4 protein-coding genes and 1 pseudogene are annotated in these 5,271 nt (G+C 40.1%); all 5 read left to right on the top strand.

Going from position 1 to position 5,271, the window contains the following annotated elements; genetic code table 11:
• Positions 1 to 1,228, top strand: a pseudogene (locus tag AC058W_RS01660) (virulence-associated E family protein); the annotation flags it as partial.
• A gap of 261 nt (positions 1,229 to 1,489) precedes the next feature.
• Positions 1,490 to 1,720 (top strand): hypothetical protein, encoded by a 231-nt coding sequence (locus AC058W_RS01655; protein WP_479389629.1) that lies wholly within the window; start codon positions 1,490 to 1,492, stop codon positions 1,718 to 1,720.
• A 15-nt stretch (positions 1,721 to 1,735) separates the two neighbouring features.
• On the top strand, positions 1,736 to 2,713 hold the full coding sequence (locus AC058W_RS01650; RefSeq protein WP_479389628.1) for a hypothetical protein: 978 nt from the start codon (positions 1,736 to 1,738) through the stop codon (positions 2,711 to 2,713).
• Positions 2,703 to 3,983, top strand: coding sequence for an Ig-like domain-containing protein (locus AC058W_RS01645; protein ID WP_479389627.1), 1,281 nt, complete (start codon positions 2,703 to 2,705; stop codon positions 3,981 to 3,983). Before AC058W_RS01650 ends, AC058W_RS01645 begins: the two co-directional genes overlap by 11 nt.
• A gap of 631 nt (positions 3,984 to 4,614) precedes the next feature.
• Positions 4,615 to 5,271: ATP-binding protein (locus tag AC058W_RS01640; RefSeq protein WP_479389626.1), on the top strand; the 657-nt coding region annotated here is incomplete at its 3' end.

The raw sequence follows: 5,271 nt of genomic DNA, 5'->3' as shown, positions 1-5,271 counted from the left end.
GCTATCCGAAAAAATCTTCTGACCGAAAGAATCGACATTGTGAAGCCCCTCGGTTGGTATCGTGACAGCCCGACATTGACGGATGTGGATGTGAAATATCTGCTCCTATATTTTGAAGAAAACTATGGATTGACCGTAGAGAAGAAAATCATAGACGCAGTTGCGGTTATTGCCAATGAAAATCGTTACCACCCTGTCTGTGATTTTCTCAATGCCTTGCAATGGGACGGAACAGAACGCATACGCTTCTGTCTGCACCGCTTTCTCGGTTCTGATACAGATGATTACACCTATGAAGCATTGAAGTTGTTTTTGCTGGGTGCTATCTCACGAGCTTTTAAGCCGGGGTGCAAATTTGAGGTTATGCTCTGTCTTGTGGGCGGTCAGGGAGCCGGAAAGTCCTCTTTCTTCCGTTTGCTTGCGGTCAATGATGACTGGTTCTCTGATGACTTGAAAAAGCTGGATGATGAAAATGTGTACCGCAAAATGCAGGGGCATTGGATTATTGAAATGTCGGAAATGATTGCAACCGCTAACGCTAAGAGCATTGAAGAAATCAAGTCCTTTCTGAGCCGCCAAAAGGAAACCTATAAGATACCCTATGAAACACATCCGGCAGACAGAAAAAGACAATGTGTGTTTGGAGGTTCTTCTAATACCCTTGACTTTCTTCCCCTTGACCGAACAGGCAACCGCCGCTTCGTTCCGGTTATGGTCTATCCTGAAAGGGCTGAGGTTCATATTTTGGCAGATGAACAGGCTTCCAGAGCGTATATCAATCAGATGTGGGCAGAAGCTATGGAGATTTACAGAAGTGGCAATTTTCGTCTGAGATTCAGTCCGGCTATGAACGCTTATCTGAAAGCCCACCAAAAGGACTTTATGCCGGAGGACACAAAGGCAGGACAGATTTTAGACTATTTGGAACGCTATTCCGGCAGCATAGTCTGCTCTAAGCAGCTTTACAAGGAAGCACTGGGGCATGATTATGACGAACCGAAACAATGGGAGCTGCTGAGAGATCAACGACATTATGAATAACGCTGTCACAGGCTGGAGGGCGTTTAGCAATCCTAGGTATTTTCCAGAGCCTTACCGCAGACAAAAAGGCTGGGAGCGTATCAGGAACGACAACGAGCCTGACAACAGCATGGATGGTTTTCAAGAAATCCCGACAGAGGAAATGGAACAGTTAGGGCTTCCGGAAGAATGGTTGAAGCAAAAATAAAAGCCAGTTGTCGCTTCGGTTGTCGAGCCGGTTGTCGGTCTGGTTGTCGGTCTCGGTTGTCGGGCAAAAATCCCGAAAGCCTTGATATTGCGGCACTTTTCCCTCTCTGACAACCATGACAACCAATATTATAAAGAAAAAGAAAATAGTAAAAAGATAGTATCGCCCGATAAAGAAAAAAGGTTTTCTGATGTCCGTTGTCGGAACTTCGTTGTCAGACCTTTCCTTGTCGGGCTTTTTTCATTCAAGGAGGAATATCGTATGACAAATATTGTGAACAGTACACTACCCACCCCAAATAACCATTCGGAGAAAAACAAACCGGATGGAGTTTTTGTGATTAAGCAAGGCAAAACAAATTATAAAGTCAAAGTGTTTTTTGACCATAGTAGCGGTTTGACTGCGGAGGAACAGGTTGAAACGCATTATTCAGGCAGAAGCAGAGAGAGAATCTGCGTAAGTAATATGAAAAATATCCACGCACCCCCTTGACAAAAGCTTTCAGATGTGAAAATTTACGGTGGAACGATAACAAATAATTACAGTGGAACAGGAGAGAATGAAGAAGAAAATGCAATCGTCTTGATGGGGTGGGATCCGAATCTGACTGAAAAAACCGGTTTCGCAGATCTGTATCTTAGACGCAGTCCGAAAATAACGGGAAGCGTAACACTTGCCGATGATTATTGTGCTACAGACAGCAAAAATTATAGTCCGCTTATTTATGTGGATGATTCATTTAAGGTAAACAAACCTATTTTAATAGGTCCTATATATGGTGACGATCCAGATACGCCAGCAGTTATATATGCTAATGAATCTATAGCCGGGAATTATCAGTCACACTTTTGTTCTAAAGAAGGCAGTAACAGGGAGCTGGTAAAAAAAGGAGCAACTTTAAAATGGGTAGTTAAAGTTAATGTTAGATTGAGGACTTTTGCTGACATTACTGATTTTCCTAAGCTTAATCCAGAAAAAAGTATTTATCTTATAAAGGGAGAAAAAGTGAGTCCCAAAGATATTCCTGAAGCGGCAGTGATACTTGGTTACGAAAGAACTGGATGGCGCAATGAAAGTGGCAATACTATCTGGGATCCTGATTCTGAGATCACAGACAATATAATAATACGGGAAGTATGGGCTCTGGTAAAGCCAATAGTCCAAGTTTCAGCGGATAAAGAAAAAGGCTGTCCGTCTTCTAAAATTGTTTTAACGGCAAAGGCAACGCACTGTGCTCGAAACGCCCACAAAGGCATTACGTACAGCTATCAATGGTATAAAGATAATCAGACTCTGGATGATCAGACAGGAGGAACTCTTGCAGTCTCTGAGGCGGGAACCTATAAGGTGGAGGTAACAGCTACAAGTCAAGCAAGAGCGACATCTAAAGAAACAGCATCTATTGTAAATCCCGCGTTTGAACATTCTTATTCCTGGCAGTCTGATAAAACAAATCACTGGAAGCACTGCAGCATTGGAAAATGAGGATACAGCACAGGAAGCACATCAATTTGATGGCTGGACAGTAATAAAGCAGGCATCAATCGGAGTGGAAGGAGAGAAGGAAAGAACCTGTAAGGTTTGTGGATACAAAGAAACGGCAACAATCCCGGCAATCTATATCCCAAGTTACCCAGTAACAGGTATTAAAGTATCTCCGGACACACTTACTCTTACCAGGAAAGATGAAACTGCACAGCTTACCGCTGAGGTAATTCCATCTTATGCAGATAATACGCGGGTAACATGGAAGTCCAGTGACGAAAGCGTGGTAACTGTAGACGAAAAGGGTAAAGTAACCGCAGTTGGAAATGGTACAGCAACGATCACTGTAACATCCGTAAGCGGCAATTATACCGCAACGGTAGCTGTAACTGTAAAGATTCCGGTAGAAATTGAGAAGATCACGATTGAAGCAGAGAAGGAAACTCTGACGAAGATTGGTGAATCCACAGAACTGAAAGTTAAGATCGAACCTGAGAACGCAGACGCCCAGAAACTGATCTGGAAGTCTGACAATGAAATGATCGCTGCTGTAGATGAGAATGGTAAAGTAACAGCAATCGGAAATGGAATGGCAATAATTACAGTAACGACAGAAGATGGAAAAAACACAGCTTCAATAACGATCACAGTGAAGATCCCTGATGAGCCTGTAATTAACAAGACAAAAGGGTTCGGACGCTTAAAAGTCCGTTCTGTAAACCAGACGAAAACTTCCATAACCTTGGAATGGAGTAAACTTGATGGTGTGGACGGATATTTGGTATATGGAAACCGTTGCAATACAAGTACAAAGACATACAAATACAAAAAGCTTGCCACTATTACAAACGGACGTACATGGACACATAAAAATCTGAAGAAAGGCACTTTCTATAAATATATCGTAAAAGCATATAGAATAGTAGATGGCAAAAAGGTAGTGACAGATACATCTGCCTCCATACATGTAATCACACAGGGCAGCAAATACGGAATTGCAAGATCTGTTTCCGTAACTAAGATTGGAAACAAAAAGAATGTTTCAAAAATAACCCTGAGAAAAGGAAAAACAGCACAGATCACAGCAAAAGAAATAAAAAAGGACAAAAAGATCAGACACCACAGAAATCTCTGCTATGAAAGCAGCAATACAGCAGTAGCCACTGTTACCCCGGAGGGGCTTATCCAGGCAGTTGGTAAAGGAACCTGTACGATATGGGTATATGCACAAAACGGTGTATATGCGGCACTGACGGTTACTGTGAAATGATAAAACATGATATCATCTGAATATATATAAACTACGGCCACCAGCTAATCCAGTGACCATAAGCAAAGGGGCAGCACACATTTCAGCAAGAGTTGGATCGAAGCGTTTTGTTTTTTATATTCAAGTACTGACGAAAAAAAGCCATAAGTGACTCCAACAGCTATCATTTGTTCTGATTCTGTTTTCTACAAAAGAAATAAAAAATATTAAGATATTAGAAAATCATAGGTATATAATCTTTAACACCAAAAACCGGATTGAGTTTATTCTGCTCAATCCGGTTTTACCCTATTCCCTTTCTCTTTTTAAAGTTTAACTTTTGTTGTTATACTATGATGCATTACAAAGATTTTTCAGCTTTAAAAGCGAACACATCATTGGGCGTACAGTTAAGAATGCGGCGAAAAAGGGAATATTGGGAAATAGGCAGTCTATTTTCTGCTATGTCTCAGATAAAAAGTCTTTTAATATGTCCTGACTAATGCTATAATATTCCAAAATGTTAATAGACATACATTTGTTATTTCCAAAATGTTGATTTATATACATTTTCTAATTCTAAAATGTTGATATACGAACTATAATAGTTACTGTAGATATTTTTATATTATTTGTTGATAGGAGGTACCTCATGTTAAAAAGGAAAGTGACGCATTCAATAAAAAAATGGATCAATTCTAAAAACAAAAAATGTCTTGTGATTCAAGGAGCCAGACAAACAGGAAAGACTTATATAGTCGAAAGGTTTGCAGAAGAAAACTATGAAGAAATTGTTGAAATAAATTTCAAACAGATACCTTCTGCGATGGATATTTTTTCCGGTGATTTAACAGTAGATAATATGGTTATGGCTATGCGGTTTCGCTTTCCTGAAAAGAAGATTATCCCAGGAAAGAGTTTGATTTTTCTGGATGAAATTCAGGAGTGTCAGGAAGCGATTACCTCTCTTAAATTTTGGGCATTGGATAACCGATTTGACGTTATTGCATCGGGATCACTTTTGGGAATTGATTATAAACGTGCATCTTCTTATCCTGTTGGATATGTTGATTATTTGAAAATGTATGGAATCGATTTTGAAGAATTTCTTTGGGGGATGGGCATTTCTGAAGATATGATAATGAAGCTTTGTAGCTATCTTGATTTGAAGGCCATTATTCCAGAGGCAATCCATTCTCAGATGATGAAGTATTTTCGACAGTATATTGCAATAGGCGGTATGCCTGAAGCAGTTCAGAAGTATATAGACACAAGAGACTTTAGAGAAGTTGATAGAATTCAGAGAAGT

Source organism: Blautia sp. CGZ-1-C1 (assembly GCF_056504575.1).
This window is presented reverse-complemented; position numbering and strand designations above follow the sequence as displayed.

Bases quoted from the DNA above. Each gene is read 5' to 3' on its own strand.
- AC058W_RS01655 (WP_479389629.1), top strand. From the start codon at position 1,490: ATGACAAATATTGTGAACAGTACACTACCCACCCCAAATAACCATTCG.